The sequence below is a fragment of the Paractinoplanes maris genome, from assembly GCF_023544465.1.
Lineage (GTDB): Bacteria > Actinomycetota > Actinomycetes > Mycobacteriales > Micromonosporaceae > Actinoplanes > Actinoplanes maris.
In genome coordinates this window covers 785,072-799,264 of the sequence record NZ_JALPVL010000002.1, presented here as the reverse complement: position 1 = coordinate 799,264, position 14,193 = coordinate 785,072, and the positions used below count along the sequence as shown (strand labels likewise).

The window sequence follows — 14,193 nt, the reverse complement described above, 5'->3', positions numbered from 1 at the left end:
GGTGGATTGGCTGTTCCCCACTGTGCGTGTCACTGCGCGCCTTTCGAATTCGCAGGATCTGCACGAGTGGCGAAGTGCGGTTGCGCCAGATACCCGGAACCGGAGTACGAACATCTTCCAACAGGAATACGGGAAGCTAAACCAGCTGCAGTGTTCACGCGCACAGAATCGATACGTTTCACCGTTGACATCGGTTCGAAACGTTGCGAGTGTTCGGCCACCGCGTTTTTTGTTCGATCACGCAACGCAGGAGCGGGCATGTCTTCGACTCGTCGGCGCCGTCGGGCGCTGTTCAGCACCGTCATAGTCCTGGCCACCGCGGTGGGAGTGCCGTCGGCGGCTCAGGCCGGCCCACCGCAGGACACCTCGTGCGCCACCACCGGGTCGGTCGACTTCGGGGTGGACCTGGCCGGCAGCGGCTGGAAGTTCACCACGGGAGACGACCCGGGCTGGTCAGAGCCCTCGTTTGTGGACAGTGGCTGGCGGGACTGGAGCGTGCCGGACAACTGGGGGACCGTCACCGACCTCGCCGCCTACGACGGCTTCGCCTGGTACCGCAAGACGTTCACGCTTCCGGCCCGGCCGGCCGGTGTCACCGACTCGGCGGTGGTGGCGGCGCTCGGGAAGATCGATGACGCCGATCAGACGTTCCTCAACGGCACCGAGATCGGGCGTACCGGGGGGTTCCCGCCCACCTTCGACTCGACGTGGGAGGTGCCGCGGGAGTACTACCCGGCCGACGGGCTGCTGCGGTGGGGCGCCACCAATGTGATCGCCGTGCGGGCCTATGACGGGACGGGTGGGGGCGGCTTCCACCAGGGGCCGGTCGGGCTCTTCTCCAAGGCGCGGCTGCGGACGCTGGCCGGCATCACCGGGAAGGCTGCCACCCGTACGCAATTGGCCCAGGTCTGTGCCGTGCTCAGCAAGCAGCACCGCGCTGTCGCCGCCGGCGACATCCGGGCCTATGCCTCGACGCTGGCCGACGGCTTCTTCCACCAGGGGGACACCGCCGCGCGCCGGATCGCGGAGCTCAGGGCCGGCCGGACGACGCTGACCGACACCCAGGCCGAGGTCTTCGTCGACGGCCGGGGACGGCTGGTCGTCGACACGATCCGCACCTGGGGCAACCTCGCGCCGGCTCGCGAGCTGCTCTACTTCGACGCGCGCCGGCCGGTCGAACTCGGTGACCAGTCGCGGTTCTTCCGGGACGAGTACGAGTCGGCCGCGATGACACGCCGCGTGCAGTTCAACGTCTACCTGCCCCAGAGCTACACCCGTACGCGGGCCAAGCGCTTCCCCGTCGTCTACATGCTGAACGGCTTCAACGGCAGCAACATCGAGTGGGAGTCGCGGGACATCGACACGGTGCTCGACAAGCTGACCACCGAGAAGAACCTGGAGGAGGCCATCGTGGTCTTCCCGGACGGCGACAGCGGCTGGTATGTCGACACGTCGGCCGGCAACTTCCGGTCGATGATCGTGGACGAGATCGTCCCCATGGTCGACCGGGTCTACCGGACGATCCCGGACCGTGACCACCGGGGCATCAGCGGTGTCTCGATGGGTGGCCAGGGCGCCTTCACGCTGGGTCTGAGAAACCCGACCGTGTTCAGCTCGATCGCCAGCCACATGGGTGCGCTCAGCTTCGGCCCGCTGGTCGGTACGCCGGCCGAGCAGGCCGCGAACGCCGGGCTGCGCCCGCTCACCCTGGTCGCCTCGATGAGCGCCGCCGACCTCAGCCGGCACCGTTTCTATTTCGACGGCGGTGACTCCGACGACTACCGGTTCGGGGTGGCCGCTCAGCAGATGAGCACGCTGCTCGCTGCCAAGGGCGTCAAGCACGACTACCAGCTCGGGCCGGGCCGGCACGACGACGCCTACTGGATGCCGAAGCTGGAGCGGTCGTTCGCCCTGCACACCGAGCAGTTCCGGCCCGCCCGGCGACAGTAGTCAAGCAACTGTCATCTCCCCGCAGGGCTTCCGCCAAGGGCGTCAGGCATCCCTGAAGGAGAGCCTGAGGGGAGATGACATGAGCACGGAGAAGATCGGCCGGCCGGTGGTCGTGGGAGTGGACGGCTCCGACGGCGCTGATGCGGCCGTGCGGTGGGCGGCCCGGTATGCCCGGGAGACGGGCCGCCCGTTGCGGTTGGCCCATGCGGAAGGGAAGCAGACGGCTCTGATCGGGGTCAGCACGGCGGAGATCAGCGCGGCCGAGCGGATCAGGGATCGGGTGTTCACCGCGGCCGCGGCGGCGGCTTCCCCCGATGAGGCGGACACCGTCGTGGTGTCCGCCCTCAGTGAGGTGGAGGCCGGCCTGCTGGTGCTCGGGGAGAGTCACCGCCGGTCGGGGCTGGCCGTCCAGGTGGTCGCCGAGGCCGCGTGCCCGGTTGTCGTGGTGCGCGGTGACGAGGACTGGGCCGGGCCGGTGGTGGTGGCGGTGGATGACAACAGCGAGGCGGCCATGGGGTTCGCCGTGCGGGAGGCCGCGCGGCGGGACGTCGCGCTGTTCGTCGTGCACGCGTGGCAGCAGCCCCTGGTGCCGTCGGGGGCGGGGGTGATGGCCGTGGCGGCGACGACCGGTGTGGTCGACCGCGAGGACTGGGCCGCTGCGGCGCGGCGGACGCTGACCGGGGTCGTCACGCCCTGGCGTGCCGCGTTTCCCGAGGTCGCGATGCATGAGCGGCTGATCGAGGGTCCGGCCGAGACGGTGGTGACCCAGGAGACGGGCGGCGCCGGGCTGGTGGTCGTCGGGTCCCGCGGGCGCGGGCGGCTGGCCGGGCTGCTGCTCGGATCGACCAGCCAGGCGTTGCTGCGCCACGCCGAGTGCCCGGTGGCGGTGGTCAAGAGCTGAACAGCACCGCGCACTCGACGGCGCGCCGTTCCTCGTCCAGGGCCGGCCGCCGGCCTGGAGGACGTGCTGACCCGCCACACCCGGATCTCCATCGAGACCCCGGACCGCGGTGTCACCGCCGCCCGGGACGCGGTCACGCTGCTGGCCGGCCCGCTCGGCCGGACGCCGGCGGACGCCGCGCGCGAGCTGCCCGCCTACGAGTCCCGGGTGGCCGCCGAGCTGGCCGCCCCGGAGCAGCCGGACGACGAGAGCGCGGACTCCACCCGCCGCCACGCTCCCGAGGTCGTCCCTCTGGCGGCCTGAGCCTCCACGGGAACGCGCGGCCACCGGCGTCCGCTCCGGTGGCCACGGTCCTGTCTTCCCGGCGTACGCCCGAGGTTTGCTCAACGACCGGCAAATGGACCGGGAAGAATCTGACCGACTTGGTGGACCGAGGGGCCGGTCACTGCGACGCTAAGCACTGTGTATGACTACGACGTGTTGGTGCTGGGCTCCGGGCCCAGTGGTCAGAAGGCCGCCATCGCCGCCTCCAAGCTCGGACGCCGGGTCGGCATCGTCGACCGGCGGGACATGATCGGCGGAGTCTGCATCAATACAGGCACCGTGCCGTCGAAGACGCTGCGGGAGGCCGTCCTCTACCTGACCGGGCTGAGCCAGCGTGATCTCTACGGCAGCAACTACCGGGTCAAGGACGAGATCACCGTGAGTGACCTGGCCGCCCGCACGCAGCACGTCATCGCCCGGCAGACCGACGTCATCCGCAACCAGCTCGCGCGTAACAAGATCACCATGGTCACCGGCACCGGGCGGTTCGCCGACGCGCACTCGATCTGGGTCGACGCCGGCAGCGGCCGCGAGAGCAAGGTCAGCGCCGACAAGATCATCATCGCGGCGGGCACCCGTCCCGCCCGCCCCGACAGCGTCGACTTCGACGACCGTACGATCGTCGACTCCGACGGCGTGATCAACCTGCAGGCGGTGCCGCGCAGCATGGTCGTGGTCGGCGCCGGGGTCATCGGCATGGAGTACGCGTCGATGTTCGCCGCGCTCGGCACCAAGGTCACCGTGGTCGAGCGCCGGGAAAAGATGCTCGACTTCTGCGACGACGAAATCATCGAGTCGCTGAAATACCATCTGCGCGACCTCAGCGTGACATTCCGCTTCGGCGAGGAGGTGGCCGCGGTCGAGCGGCACCAGACCGCCGCACTCTGCATCCTCAAAAGCGGCAAGAAAATTGTCGCCGACACGGTCATGTATTCGGCCGGTCGCCAGGGCCAGACCGAGGACCTGGCGCTCGAGGCGGCCGGGCTCGAGGCCGACAAACGCGGCCGCATCGACGTCGACCTCAATTACCGTACGGCGGTCGACAACATCTATGCCGTGGGCGACGTGATCGGCTTTCCCGCGCTTGCCTCGACCTCGATGGAGCAGGGCCGCCTGGCCGCGCACCACGCCTGCGGCGAGCCGGCCCGCGAGATGCACCAGCTCCAGCCGATCGGCATCTACACGATCCCCGAGATCAGTTTCGTCGGGAAGACCGAGGACGAGCTGACCGACGCCAACACGCCGTTCGAGGTGGGCATCGCGCGCTATCGCGAGCTGGCCCGCGGCCAGATCGTCGGCGACTCCTACGGCATGCTCAAGCTGCTGGTCGCCCCGGACGACGGCAAGCTGCTCGGCGTGCACGTCTTCGGCACCGGCGCCACCGACATCGTCCACATCGGCCAGGCCGTGATGGGCTGCGGCGGCACGGTCGACTACCTGGTCGACGCGGTCTTCAACTACCCGACGCTGTCGGAGGCCTACAAGGTGGCCGCGCTGGACGCCTCGAACAAGATTCGCAACATCACGCGGATCGATGGTTAAGCCTCTTTTGAGACTCTGCTGACGGGCAAGTTTCTGTTACCGGCGGCGGATGGCGGTCCGCAGTGTGGCGAAGCCGGACAAGTTGGCCATCCCCCGCCGGTGAAAAACTGATTCCTTAAGGGGAACCAAAGCCGTGGTAGAGGCTGCCATGAAACAGAATCAAGTACGCTTCGGCTATGTCATGGATGGCCAGTGCGCGGCACGGCGTGCGGGAAGCGCCCGGCGGTCTGGCGCTCGTGCAGGAGTTGCTCAACACTCGTCCGCCCATGTCATACGGCACCGACCTGCTGATGGAGGTCGATGACGCCCAGCGTTGGCTGACCGAGGCGCTCGGCACCTGGTCCCGGGTCTCCGGCCTGCCGGCCCCGACGCTGCTCATCTCGTCGTCCGACCTGCGCTCGCTGCGCCGCCTGCGCAGCACCTTCGAAAACGTGATCCTCGCGGGCGGCGCGGGCGGGCTCGACGGCTCGCTCCCGCCGGCCGACGTGCCGGTCAGCCTGGTCCCCGACGCCGACGGCTGGGTACGCATCGTCCCCACCGGGCGCGGCACGCGGTGGCTGGCGTCCGCCCTGTGGGCCGAGGCGTTGCTGGCCCAGCAGGCCGGCCTGTGGCCGCGACTGAAACTCTGCAACAACATGGAGTGCCGGGCCGCGTTCTTCGACACCTCCCGCAACAACAGCGGCGTCTGGCACGATGTCAGCACCTGCGGTAATACGGCCAATTTGCGAGCTTTCCGCGAGCGTCGCCGGCTGATGGGCGGCAGCGGAGCGCTGCCTCCACGCCCGACCGTGCAGGGCCCGCCCAGCCTGATCTGACCGCCCAGCCCGACCGTGCAGGGGCCGCCGAGCCTGATCTGACCGCCCAGCCCGGCCGTGCAGGGGCCGCCGAGCCTGATTTGACGCCCGGCCCGGCCGTGCAGGGGCCGCCGAGCCTGATTTGACGCCCGGCCCGGCCGTGCAGGGGCCGCCCAGTGTGATCTGGCCGCCCGGCCCGGCCGTGCAGGGTTCGCCGAGCCTGATCTGGCCGCCCGGTCCGACTGTGCAGGGGCCGCCCAGCTTTGATCTGGCCGCCCCGCCCGACCGTGCAGAGCCCCCGGGGAACTTTGCGGCCGGCTCAGGCGACTATTGGGGTATGGCTTGTGAGCGGTGGCGCGAGATGCTTTCGGCGCAGCTGGACGGCGAGGACGATCCGGCCGACCGAGGTGCGGTCGACGCGCACCTGGCCGGATGCGCCGGGTGCCGGGAGTGGCTCGACCGGGCCGCGGCGGTCAATCGTCTGACCAGCACGAGCATGGCCACGCCGCCCGACCTGAGCGCGGCGATCCTGGCCGCCCGGCCGTCACGGCGAGGTGATCTGGTGGCCGCCGAGCCGGCCGCCGGGCCGGGGTGGCGCGCGCGGATGCCGCTGCCGGGGGGTTTTCCGCTCGTCGCGGTGCTGATCGTGGCGCTGGCCGCGGTGGGGGCGGTGCAGCTGATCCTCGGTCTCGACCAGATCGGCGGCGGGGTGGTCGGCGGCCACGTGCACACCGGTCTCGACGCGACGCCGGGACACCTCTGGCACGAGTCGGCGGCCTGGAATGTGGCCGTCGGGGCGGGCTACCTCTTCATCGCGCTGCGGCGTACCCGGCCGTCGGGGCTGATCCCGATGCTCACAGCCTTCGTCGGGATGCTGCTTCTGCTCTCGGTCAACGACCTGACGGCGGCCCGGGTCGATCTGGCCCGCCTGATCAGCCACGGCTTCGTGATCCTGGGATACCTGCTGATCGTGGCCCTGTCCCGCATTCCAGGCGGCTTCGTCTCGACACCGCCGGGCTCGCGGGCCGCGGACGGGGGCACTTGGCGGGCCCGCTTCGGCGACGGTGACGAGGGCGAGCCGGTGATCGAGCCGTTCCGGCCCGGCCTGCGCCTGGTGCCGCCGGGCCCGATGACCGCTCAGCACGACGAGCGCCGAGCCGCCTGACCCACTCGCCCCGGCCGCTCGGCAGCACCGGGCGGTGCCGAGCTGACCCACTCGCCCTGCCGCTCGGCAGCACCGGGCGGTGCCGAGCTGACCCACTCGCCCCGCCGCTCGGCAGCACCGGGCGGTGCCGAGCTGACCCACTCGCCCTGCCGGCTGGTAGCACGGGGCGGTGCCGAGCTGAGCCACTCGCCCTGCCGGCTGGTAGCACGGGCGGTGCCTTGCTACGCGTTTTGTCCGGAATGGCGCCGAGCTGTGCGGTTGACGGCGCCAGGCCGGGCTATTCGCCTCGCTGGGTGGCGCCAAACTGCATTATGGGTCCGAGCGTCGCTACCCGTTTTGTCGGGAATGGCGCGGAGCTGTGCTCTTGGCGGCGCCGAGCGGGCGCTACTGCTTTGTCCGGGATGGCGCTGAGCCGCGTATTTGCGGCGCCGAGCCGCGATGCTTGCTTGGCGGCGGCGGCGGCGGCTGCGCGCTGCGCGCAGCGAGCTGCCTGCCCGGCGGCGCGGGTTCGAGCAGTGGGGGCCGGCGTAGCGGGCGGTTCTGGAGCGGTGCTGTGGAGTGAGCGCGGAGCTGAGTGGTCAGCGGGTGGGCGGGCGGACTGAGAGCTCGCGCCAATCGCCGGGGGCGGCCAGCAGGGCGCGCACCGTGTCGAGGGCGGCGTCCTCGGAGTCGTACTCGAAGAAGTGGGAAACGCCGTCGGCGCCGCCCGCGCGCTGCTCCACATACCACTGGTCGCCGCTCACCCGCAAGTAGATGTCCTTGCGGGCGACGCGGCCCCACCTGCCGTTCCACCAGTGCTTGCGCTGCTCCATCCCGGCAGCGTATCGAACATCTGTTCGAGACGCGCCGAGCGGGGATGATCTTTTTGGGGAAGTCAGCGAGGCGGTTCCTGCTGGTGACGGCCCGGAGCGTCGTTGTAACCGCGCGTCTGTGACGACGATACGAGCGCGTCGCGGATCTGGGTCAGCAGCACGATGTCCTCGGCCGGAGCCTTCGGCGGCGGCTCCTCGCCGCGGCGACGGCGCTCGGCCAGGATGTTGAGCGGCAGCACGACGAAGAAGTACAGCACCGCCGCGGTCAGCACGAAGGTGATCAGCGAGTTGAGGAACGTGGCGTAGTCGAACTCGACGCCGTTGACCTTGAATTTGCCCGCGTCGAGGCCCTTGCCGCCGCCCATGAGCTGGATCAGCGGCTTGATGAAGCCGTTCGTGAAGCCGGTGACGACTCCGGTGAACGCGGCGCCGATGACGACGCCGACCGCCAGGTCGACGACGTTGCCCCGCATGATGAAGTCTTTGAAGCCTTGAAGCATCTTGCTCACGAAGCTCTCCCGCGCACGCCGAAGTATCAGTCTGGCCGCAGGTGCCCACGACCGGTCGGCGACAAACTATCGCCGACCGGGACGACTCGGGAAGTGGGTGTGATCAGTCGAGGGTTGCTTCCTCGGCGGTGACCGCCTCGTCGACTGTGGGGTAGGTGCGCAGAACCTCGACCAGGCCGCTCACCTCAAGGATGCGCAGCACCCCACGCTGCGGAGCGGCCAGCCGGACCGTGCCGCCGGCGTCGTCGGTGCTGTTCTTGGCCCGGACGAACACCGAGAGCCCGGTGGAGTCACAGAACGACACCTCGGCGAGGTCGAAGACCAGACGGGTGCGCCCCTTTTCCAGCAGGTCGCTGATCTGGTCCTGAAGCTGGGGCGCGGTCGCCATGTCCAGCTCGCCCGCGACCGACACCACGACCATGTCGGCGCGCTGTTCCGTTTGTACCGTCAGAGACATTCAGGACCTCCAGTTATCTGTTGAACGGTACTCCAAAGCACCGGTCGCTCGCAGAACGGGGCGCGGCGCGGAGATATTTGGCTCACAGCAAGCAACGGACTTGACGATGGTAAAGTCCCGCCCGTTGCAGGCAGGGACGTGAGTCGGGAGGCAGCGGTGACGCTGAGTGCGGATGAGGCGGCTCGCTTCGCCGCTCTGCTGGAGGAGCACCAGGAAAGCCTGGTGACGACCTGGACCGAGCACGTGGCCTCCACGCTGCGCGGCCGGTTGAGCCACGCGGAGCTGCAAAGGCAGAACAGTGAGCTGCGGCGCGGCTTCCGGCAGGCCCTGGCCGGCTCGGCCCAGGACCTCGCCGGCGAGCCCGCGGCGGAACTGCGCGCCCAGCTCGCCGAGCTCTCCGCGACGCGCGCCCGGCAGGGCTTCACGGCCACCGAGACGGCCGTCAGCATCTTCTCGTTCAAGGACGCGGTGCTCACCACCATCGACGCGGCGAGTGGTGGCGACGCCATCGCGCTGCGCGACTACGTGGCTTTCTCGTCGTTCGTGGACGAGGCGGCACTCTTCACTTTCGACAGCTATGTGCGGGTTCGCGAGGAACTGATCGCCGACCAGGCCGAGCAGCTGCTCGAGCTCTCCACCCCGGTCGTCAAGCTGTGGGAGGGCGTGGTCGCCGTCCCGCTGGTGGGCACACTCGACTCGGCGCGCGCCCAGGTGGTGATGGAGCGGTTGCTGCAGACCCTGGTCGACACCGGATCGCCGTACGCGATCATCGACATCACCGGCGTGCCGGCCGTCGACACCCAGGTCGCCCAGCACGTGCTCAAGACGGTGGTGGCGGCCCGGCTGATGGGCGCGGACTGCATCATCTCCGGCATCCGCCCGCAGATCGCGCAGACGATCGTCGCGCTCGGCATCGAGTTCGGTGACATCGCCACCAAGGCCTCGCTGGCCGACGCGCTGCGCTACGTTCTCGCCAAGGCGGGTCAGACCAAGCAGAAGCGCCGGGAGCTCTGACGTGGAACGCGTTCCGGTCCTCAAGATCGGCGACATCCTCCTCGTCTCCATCCAGATCGACATGGAGGACCAGGTCGCCCTCCAGCTGCAGGAGGACCTGGCCGACCGGATCGTCGCCACCGGCTGCCATGGTGTGATCATCGACATCAGCGCCCTGGACATCGTCGACTCCTTCGTCGGCCGCACCCTGGCCACGATCGCCGCGATCTCCAAGGTGCTCGACGCCGAGACCGTCGTGGTCGGCATGCGGCCCGCGGTCGCGATCACGCTCGTGGAGCTGGGTCTGTCGCTGCCCGGCATCCGGACGGCACTCAATGTCGAGCTCGGCATGGAGCTGCTGGCCCGCGTACGAGTCGATCACTTCGACGACGACGACGAGGAGGACGCGGGCGCCACCGGGACGCCCGCGGCATCGGACTCGTGAGCGAGCAGGGCCAGCGGATCGAGGTCGCCACCGACCAGGACGTCGTCCGGGTCCGCCAGCTCGTGCGCACGCTCGCCGTCGCGGTCAAGCTGTCGCTCGTCGATCAGACCAAGCTCGTGACCGCCGCCAGTGAGCTGGCCCGCAACACGCTGGTCTACGGCGGGGGCGGCTCGGTCGAGGTGGCTCCGGTCGACAACGGCCGGCGTAAGGGCATCCGGATAGTCTTCAGCGATCAGGGGCCGGGTATCGCCGACCTCGACCTGGCTTTCACCGACGGTTACACCAGCGGCGGAGGGCTCGGGCTCGGGTTGAGCGGCGCGCGGCGGCTCGTCGATGAATTCGACATCGTCACCGCGGTCGGCGAAGGCACGACCATCACCGTGACCAAGTGGTGCCGATGAGCGGAGGCGCGGTGGCGTCGCTACCCGAGGGGCTTCTCGACGGGGGAGTCTGGTTCCGGGTCGAGGCGGCCGCGACTGCCTCCGCCGTCCGCCGGACCGCTGAGCGGCTCGCGGTCGAGCTCGGCCTGCCCGAGCGTCGCATCGCCGACCTCTCGATCGTGGCGGCCGAGGTCGCGGGAAATCTGGTCAAGCACGCCGACGAGGGCCTCGTGCTGCTGCGTACGGTCCGCACGGCCGAGCAGGCCGGCGTCGAGCTCATCGCGGTCGATCGCGGTCCGGGCATGGCCGACCTGGCCGTGTCGGCGGCCGACGGCCACTCCACCGCGGGCACGCTCGGCATCGGCCTGGGCGCCATCGTGCGCCAGTCGTCCTGGTGCGACGTGCACTCGGTCTTCGGTAAAGGCACCGTCCTGGCCACGCAGGTCTGGCCGGCCGACCCACCACCGGCCGCGTGGGCGGCCGGGGTGACCCGTCCGCTGACCGGGGAGTCGGTCAGCGGTGACGCGTACTCGGTCCGCGAGGCCGACGGCCGCCGTCAGGTGATGATGTGCGACGGGCTGGGCCACGGCGGGCTCGCCGCGGCAGCCGCCCACGAGGCGATCCGCGCGTTCCAAGACGCGCCGGCCGGCCCGCCGGCCGCTGTGCTCGAGCTGATGCACCGCCGGATGAACCACACCCGCGGTGCCGCGGTGGCTGTCGCCGAACTTGATGCGGACGCCGGTCTTGTCCGGTATGCCGGTCTCGGCAACATCACCGGCACCGTGATCCCGCCGGTGGGCTCGCGGCGCGGCATGGTCTCGCTGCCCGGCATCGCCGGTCATCAGCGCCGCCAGATCCGCGAGTACGACTACCCGATCACCCCCGATGCGATCGTGCTCATGCACTCCGACGGCGTGGTCGACCGATGGACCCCGGCCGATTATCCGGGGCTGCTCGCGCACTCGCCGCTGGTGATCGCCGCGACGGTGCTGCGCGATGCCGGAGTGCGCCGCGACGACGCCGGCGTGCTCGTGGCCCGGCTGCCATGACCGGCCACCCCGAGCCACTGATGCGCCTGCGGTTGCGCGTGGAGCAGGACATCTTCCTGATCCGCCAGCTCGGCCGCGAGGTGGCTCGCGAGGTCGGTCTCGAGCAACAGGACCAGACCAGGCTGGCCACCGCGCTGAGCGAGGTGAGCCGGGTGGTGCTGACCGGCGATTCCGATGCGGATGTGACGTTCACAGTGCGGGTGGACGGGGTACGCATCGCGCTGCGGGTGGCCGTCGAGGGATCGAAGCGCCGGGAAGCCGGGCGTCTGCGGACAGAGCTCGCACATGTTGGCCGGTTGGTGGACAAGATGGAGGTCGAGGACGGTGAGACCGGTACGGTCGTGTGGATGGCCCGACGTTTGCCGGCCGGAGCGCCGCAACTGACCCCGGACCGGATGGACCAGATCCGTGCCGGGCTGTCCCGGCACGTCCCCAACAGCCCCGTCGACGAGTTGCATGTGCAGAATCAGCAGCTCATCGCCGCTCTCGACGAGGTGCGCTCGCAACGCGACGAGCTGGCCCGGCTCAACGCCGAGCTCGAGGAGACCAACCGCGGCGTCATGGCGCTCTATCACCAGCTCTCCGAGGAGCTGGAGGAGACCAACCGCGGCGTGGTGGCGCTCTATGCCGAGCTCGACGACAAGTCCGTGCAGCTGGCCGCGGCCAGCGAGGCGAAAAGCCGGTTCCTGGCCAATGTCAGCCATGAGCTGCGCGCCCCGGTCACCGCGGTCATCGGGCTCAGCCGGCTGCTGGCCGACGGTGGATCCGACCCGCTCACCTCCGAGCAGGAACGCCAGGTCGGGCTGATCCGCACGTCCGCCAGCGACCTGCTCACCCTGGTCAACGACCTGCTCGACCTGGCCAAGGCGGAGGCCGGCCGGATCGAGCCCAACTGGGCGCCGGTCGACCTGAAAGCCGTCTTCGGTCAGCTCCGGGGCACGCTGCGGCCGCTGGCCACCCGGCCCGAGGTCGACTTCCGCATCGACGAGCCGGCCGTGCCGTCGATCCACTCCGACGAGGTGCTGATCACCAGGGTGCTGCGCAATCTGCTGACCAACGCGCTCAAGTTCACCGCCGAGGGCGAGGTGCGGCTCGCCGTGCGGGAGGTCGGCTCCGACCTCGAGTTCATCGTCTCCGACACCGGGACCGGCATTCCGGCTGAGCTGCAGGATCGCGTCTTCGAGGAGTTCTATCAGGTGCCGGGCAGCAAGGCGCTCAGCGGCAAGGGCACCGGCCTCGGTCTGCCCTATGCGCGGCGGCTGGCCACCATCCTCGGTGGCGCCCTGCGGGTTCACTCCACTCCCGGCGAGGGGAGCACCTTCACCTTACGGTTGCCGGCGTCATGAAACCGGCCACCGTCCTCGTCGTCGACGACAGTGCGACCAAGCGTTACCTGCTGGTCAGCTGGCTGACCCGGGCCGGCTTCACCGTGCGTCAGGCGGAGACCGGGGGAGAGGCCCTGAGCATGCTGCCGGGCTCCGACATCGAGCTGGTCGTCCTCGACGTCAAGCTGCCCGACATGAGCGGCTTCGACGTCTGCGAGACGATCAAAACCGATACCCGGTACGGCGCCATGCCGGTCATCCACGTGTCGGCCCACGCCGTCGACGTTGTCGACCGCACCCAGGGTCTCAACCGGGGCGCCGACGCCTACCTGGTGGAGCCGATCGAGCCGGACGAGCTGATCGCCACCGCCCAGGCCGTGCTGCGCTACTACTCGGCCCGGCGGCGCGCCGAGTCGCTGGCCGAGCGCATGGTGCGGCTGGCCGAGGCCACGCTCGCGATCAACACGTCGACCACGCTGACCGGCCTGCTCCAGGCGGCCGCGGCCGGTGCGCACGAGATCTTCGGCGGTCCGGTCGTGGTGCTCACCGAGTCGGCCGACGGCGAGGGCACCGCTGTGGTGGGCTCACCCCCGGCCGTACGCCCGTGGCCTCTTCCCCAGGAGGACGTGGGGGTCGGGTCGCTGGTGCGTACCGACGACGCCGCCGACTGGGGTGTCGTCACCTGGCCCGAGGGCGAGTCGGTGACGGTGGCGGCCGCCCGGCTGCGCCCCGATCGGCCGCCGATCTATGTTGCCGTGCCCACCAGCAGCCAGAACCCGGGCTTCCCGGTGTTGCGTCAGCTCTCGCAGACGGTCGCCGCGGCCGTCGAGGCGCAGCGCTCCTACGACGAGGAGCACCGCATCGCGGTCACCCTGCAGCGCAGCCTGCTGCAGTCGCGGCTGCCCGAGGTGCCCGGCGTCGAGCTGGCCATGCGTTACGAGCCGGCGGGCGCGCAGACCGAGGTCGGCGGCGACTTCTACGAGCTCACGATGCTCGACGGCAAGCTGCTGGTGGCCATCGGCGACGTTGCCGGCCACTCCCTGCACGCCGCCACGGTGATGGCCGAGGTGCGGCACGCCGTCCGGGCCTACGCGGTCGAGGGTCACCCGCCGGGCACCGTGCTCAAGCTGGTCAACCGCTTCATGCGCACGGTGCTGCCGGCCGACTCGGCCACCATCTGCCTGCTCACGCTCGAACCGGGCACCGGCCGGGTGCGGATGGCCAGCGCCGGGCATCTGCCGCCGCTGCTGCACACGGCCGAGGGCACCCGGTTCGTCGAGCCGCACGGCCCGCTTCTGGGCATCAACGCGCCCCGCCCCGACGACTTCGAATTCGTGCTGCCGCCGGGCGGGACGCTCGTGCTCTACACCGATGGCCTGGTCGAGCGGCGCGACGCCGACATCGACGTGGGACTGGCCGCTCTGGCCCGGGCGGCCACGACGGTCGAGTCCAACCTGGACGCCTTCAGCCGCCGCTTGATGACCGAGCTCGGCGGCGCCGGGCAACAGGCCGACGACATCGCGGTCGTCGCCCTGCGCCGCCAGTGA

At 70.2% G+C, this 14,193-nt stretch carries 15 protein-coding genes; 12 read left to right on the top strand and 3 right to left on the bottom strand.

The genetic code is table 11. The features are described 5' to 3' along the window. Nucleotides 1–258 precede the first annotated feature (258 nt). The 6 genes from NAG42_RS08635 (at nucleotide 259) to NAG42_RS08610 (ending at nucleotide 6,676) form a co-directional block, all read left to right on the top strand. Nucleotides 259–1,950, top strand: a complete 1,692-nt coding sequence (locus tag NAG42_RS08635) for an alpha/beta hydrolase (protein WP_250029279.1) — start codon at nucleotides 259–261, stop codon at nucleotides 1,948–1,950. Nucleotides 1,951–2,029: 79 nt separating this feature from the next. Continuing rightward, nucleotides 2,030–2,851 (top strand): universal stress protein, encoded by an 822-nt coding sequence (locus tag NAG42_RS08630; protein WP_250029278.1) that lies wholly within the window; start codon nucleotides 2,030–2,032, stop codon nucleotides 2,849–2,851. Nucleotides 2,852–2,914: 63 nt separating this feature from the next. After that, nucleotides 2,915–3,154, top strand: a complete 240-nt coding sequence (locus tag NAG42_RS08625; RefSeq protein ID WP_250029277.1) for a hypothetical protein — start codon at nucleotides 2,915–2,917, stop codon at nucleotides 3,152–3,154. Nucleotides 3,155–3,313: 159 nt separating this feature from the next. Further along, nucleotides 3,314–4,717 (top strand): Si-specific NAD(P)(+) transhydrogenase, encoded by a 1,404-nt coding sequence (gene sthA, locus NAG42_RS08620; RefSeq protein ID WP_250029276.1) that lies wholly within the window; start codon nucleotides 3,314–3,316, stop codon nucleotides 4,715–4,717. 176 nt (nucleotides 4,718–4,893) lie between these two features. Continuing rightward, nucleotides 4,894–5,532, top strand: coding sequence for a CGNR zinc finger domain-containing protein (locus NAG42_RS08615; protein ID WP_250029275.1), 639 nt, complete (start codon nucleotides 4,894–4,896; stop codon nucleotides 5,530–5,532). A gap of 316 nt (nucleotides 5,533–5,848) precedes the next feature. After that, nucleotides 5,849–6,676, top strand: a complete 828-nt coding sequence (locus NAG42_RS08610) for a zf-HC2 domain-containing protein (protein WP_250029274.1) — start codon at nucleotides 5,849–5,851, stop codon at nucleotides 6,674–6,676. A gap of 578 nt (nucleotides 6,677–7,254) precedes the next feature. On the opposite strand, the gene NAG42_RS08605 is transcribed toward NAG42_RS08610, so the two are convergent. The 3 genes from NAG42_RS08605 to NAG42_RS08595 form a co-directional block, all read right to left on the bottom strand. Next, entirely contained in the window at nucleotides 7,255–7,488 is a 234-nt protein-coding gene (locus NAG42_RS08605) for a hypothetical protein (protein ID WP_250029273.1), read from the bottom strand. 62 nt (nucleotides 7,489–7,550) lie between these two features. Continuing rightward, entirely contained in the window at nucleotides 7,551–7,988 is a 438-nt protein-coding gene (gene mscL, locus NAG42_RS08600; RefSeq protein WP_250029348.1) for a large conductance mechanosensitive channel protein MscL, read from the bottom strand. Nucleotides 7,989–8,100: 112 nt separating this feature from the next. After that, a complete protein-coding gene (locus NAG42_RS08595) occupies nucleotides 8,101–8,454 on the bottom strand; it encodes an STAS domain-containing protein (RefSeq protein ID WP_203814771.1) in 354 nt (117 codons plus the stop codon). A 156-nt stretch (nucleotides 8,455–8,610) separates the two neighbouring features. Here NAG42_RS08595 and NAG42_RS08590 point away from each other — a divergent pair, with 156 nt between their 5' ends. From NAG42_RS08590 to NAG42_RS08565, 6 genes are read left to right on the top strand one after another with little or no spacing between them, the layout of a single operon-like run. Then, nucleotides 8,611–9,468: an STAS domain-containing protein gene (locus NAG42_RS08590; protein ID WP_250029272.1), complete on the top strand. Its 858-nt coding sequence runs from the start codon at nucleotides 8,611–8,613 to the stop codon at nucleotides 9,466–9,468. Between the two features lies 1 nt (nucleotide 9,469). Beyond that, nucleotides 9,470–9,892, top strand: a complete 423-nt coding sequence (locus NAG42_RS08585) for an STAS domain-containing protein (protein ID WP_250029271.1) — start codon at nucleotides 9,470–9,472, stop codon at nucleotides 9,890–9,892. Next, entirely contained in the window at nucleotides 9,889–10,293 is a 405-nt protein-coding gene (locus NAG42_RS08580; RefSeq protein ID WP_250029270.1) for an anti-sigma regulatory factor, read from the top strand. The genes NAG42_RS08585 and NAG42_RS08580 overlap by 4 nt, the downstream gene beginning before the upstream one ends. Further along, the gene (locus NAG42_RS08575) at nucleotides 10,290–11,321 is read left to right on the top strand and encodes an ATP-binding protein (RefSeq protein ID WP_250029269.1); all 1,032 of its coding nucleotides are present in this window, start codon (nucleotides 10,290–10,292) and stop codon (nucleotides 11,319–11,321) included. Before NAG42_RS08580 ends, NAG42_RS08575 begins: the two co-directional genes overlap by 4 nt. Beyond that, nucleotides 11,318–12,667 carry an ATP-binding protein gene (locus tag NAG42_RS08570; protein ID WP_250029268.1) on the top strand — a complete coding sequence of 450 codons (1,350 nt, stop codon included), beginning with the start codon at nucleotides 11,318–11,320 and terminating at the stop codon, nucleotides 12,665–12,667. Before NAG42_RS08575 ends, NAG42_RS08570 begins: the two co-directional genes overlap by 4 nt. Next, a complete protein-coding gene (locus NAG42_RS08565) occupies nucleotides 12,664–14,193 on the top strand; it encodes a SpoIIE family protein phosphatase (protein ID WP_250029267.1) in 1,530 nt (509 codons plus the stop codon). The genes NAG42_RS08570 and NAG42_RS08565 overlap by 4 nt, the downstream gene beginning before the upstream one ends.

Bases quoted from the DNA above. Each gene is read 5' to 3' on its own strand.
- NAG42_RS08615 (WP_250029275.1), top strand. From the start codon at position 4,894: ATGTCATGGATGGCCAGTGCGCGGCACGGCGTGCGGGAAGCGCCCGGC.
- NAG42_RS08635 (WP_250029279.1), top strand. From the start codon at position 259: ATGTCTTCGACTCGTCGGCGCCGTCGGGCGCTGTTCAGCACCGTCATA.
- NAG42_RS08575 (WP_250029269.1), top strand. From the start codon at position 10,290: ATGAGCGGAGGCGCGGTGGCGTCGCTACCCGAGGGGCTTCTCGACGGG.
- NAG42_RS08605 (WP_250029273.1), bottom strand. From the start codon at position 7,488: ATGGAGCAGCGCAAGCACTGGTGGAACGGCAGGTGGGGCCGCGTCGCC.
- NAG42_RS08595 (WP_203814771.1), bottom strand. From the start codon at position 8,454: ATGTCTCTGACGGTACAAACGGAACAGCGCGCCGACATGGTCGTGGTG.
- NAG42_RS08610 (WP_250029274.1), top strand. From the start codon at position 5,849: ATGGCTTGTGAGCGGTGGCGCGAGATGCTTTCGGCGCAGCTGGACGGC.
- NAG42_RS08570 (WP_250029268.1), top strand. From the start codon at position 11,318: ATGACCGGCCACCCCGAGCCACTGATGCGCCTGCGGTTGCGCGTGGAG.
- NAG42_RS08630 (WP_250029278.1), top strand. From the start codon at position 2,030: ATGAGCACGGAGAAGATCGGCCGGCCGGTGGTCGTGGGAGTGGACGGC.
- mscL (WP_250029348.1), bottom strand. From the start codon at position 7,988: ATGCTTCAAGGCTTCAAAGACTTCATCATGCGGGGCAACGTCGTCGAC.
- NAG42_RS08565 (WP_250029267.1), top strand. From the start codon at position 12,664: ATGAAACCGGCCACCGTCCTCGTCGTCGACGACAGTGCGACCAAGCGT.